Origin of the sequence: Micromonospora sp. KC207, from assembly GCF_004348615.1 — a bacterium.
Taxonomy (GTDB): domain Bacteria; phylum Actinomycetota; class Actinomycetes; order Mycobacteriales; family Micromonosporaceae; genus Micromonospora.
This window is the reverse complement of sequence record NZ_SMKJ01000549.1, coordinates 1-1,902: the sequence shown is the minus strand read 5'-3', so window position 1 is coordinate 1,902 and position 1,902 is coordinate 1. Positions and strand designations below refer to the sequence as shown.

1 protein-coding gene is annotated in these 1,902 nt (G+C 69.0%); it reads left to right on the top strand.

Features of this window, described 5'->3' with window-relative positions:
• Positions 1-645: 645 nt before the first annotated feature.
• Positions 646-1,533, top strand: a complete 888-nt coding sequence (locus E1258_RS32365; RefSeq protein WP_132407748.1) for a replication-relaxation family protein — start codon at positions 646-648, stop codon at positions 1,531-1,533.
• The last annotated feature ends 369 nt before the right edge of the window (positions 1,534-1,902 follow it).

Below are 1,902 nucleotides of genomic sequence, written 5' to 3'. Positions count from 1 at the left end.
CAGTGACAGGGGGTTCGCGATGAAGGATGTTTCTCCGGCTGGTTGAGCCGACGCTCCGTTGGGGCCGTCGTGATGCCGCGGCTCCAGAGCATCTGCGCCAGGCCGAGACGTGCCCGTGGTCGGTGTGGGCCGCTTGCCGCCCTGCTCCGCCGCTACTGCTGCCGCTGTTTCCGCTGCCGCGACCGCCGATGCGGTGGTCGTGTCGGTCGTTGCTGTCCTCATCCGCTCTTGGGTCGGCTGGTGCGCCGGGTCCTGTGTTCGTTGACAACTCCACAGCGTGTCTTTCCGTAGGCCACCGCGCTGGCTTGTGGCTGTGTACCCCTGCGGCGTCGTGACGGTCGTCGCCCATCTTCATTGTTCTCGATCAAGGAGTTGTTGTGTTCGTCGCCCATCTTGTCGTCGCGCCCTCCGGCTTGGTGCCGGTGGCGGTGACAGATTCCGTTTCGGTGCCTGTTGCGGGGTCCGGGTTGGCGTCGGTGTTGAGGTCAGTCTTCAACCGGACCCCGGAACGGACCCCTTGTTCTGTATCACATCGCAGGTCAGGCCGGCTGTCAGCGCTATCGGCTTGTCCTGCGACAGACCCTGCCTGGTCTCGGGTCCCTCCCCCTGGGGCTGGCATCCGCACCGGGAAGGAGGTGATGACCGGTGGATGACCCGGTCCTTCGGGTCCAGTCCCAACTGACCGCCCGTGACCGTGTGCTGCTGGGCTGGCTTTACGACCACGGTGTGTTGACGTCGTTCCAGATCGCGCATGCCCTGTTTCCGTCCCTGGATTTCTGTCAGCGGCGGTTGCGGACGTTGTACCGGTTGCGGTTGGTGGCGCGGTTCCGCCCCCAGCGCGCTGACGGTGGCTCGTACCCGTATCACTACGTCATCGATCAGCTCGGCGCGGAGGTTGTCGCCGCTGGCCGCGACGAGCGTCCGCCTCGGCGTGATCATGCTCGGGTGGAGCGGCGCCGTTGGACGTCGAGCCGCACCCTGGAGCACCGCCTGGGGGTGAACGGCTTCTTCACCGATCTCGCCGGCTACGCCCGCACCCATGCTGATGTGCGGTTGGGGGAGTGGTTGTCGGAGGCGGAGTGCCGGCGGTCGGGGGTGTTCACCCGGCCGGGGGATCCGGCTCTGGTGCGCGCCTATCAGCCCCGGGTGCGTCCGGACGGCTACGGGCTGTGGGTGGTGCGGGGTGGTCGGGTGCCGTTCTTCGTGGAGTACGACACCGGTGGTGAGCCGCTGTCGGTGCTGGTCCACAAGCTGGTCGGTTACCGGGAGTGGTTCGCCGTGTTGGGGCGGGTGTGGCCGGTGTTGTTCTGGCTGCATTCCGCCGCCAGGGAACGCAACCTGCGCCGGATGTGGGCCGAGACGCCGCCGCTGGTGCCGGTGGCTACCGGTGCCCGCGACCACGCCATCACGGCGGGCCTGGGCCCGGCTGAGGCGGTGTGGGCGGTGGCCGGCGACGGCGGACAGCGGTCCATGCTGGCTGACTTGTCGGCCTGGGTCCTCGACGACCGTGACCCGACCGGGGAGGCGGCATGAGCGACATCGCTTCACCGGACCCCTTCATTGTGCGGTCGGCATGTGCGACGGCGACGGCGACGGGGTCGTTCTGTCACTGGGCTGTCAGCGTCTCATCGGAGGCTGCTGACAGCCCAGTGACAGCATCGGGCAGCCCTGACAGCGAGCGGACGGAGGTATCGTCCCGGCCTCCGCGTGGCCGGTCCGCGGACCGGCCACGGACCGGGCCATCCACGCCTCTGGTCCGGTACGCGGGGACCGTCCGTCCGTTGGTCCGGTCCGCAGGCGCGGGCGGACGGGGCGTGGTGGTGGTCCGGCCGGGGGAGGTGGGCGGCCACGACCGCACCCGGTGACTCGGACGCTCGTCCGGGACGGAGTCCGGCAGAGGGA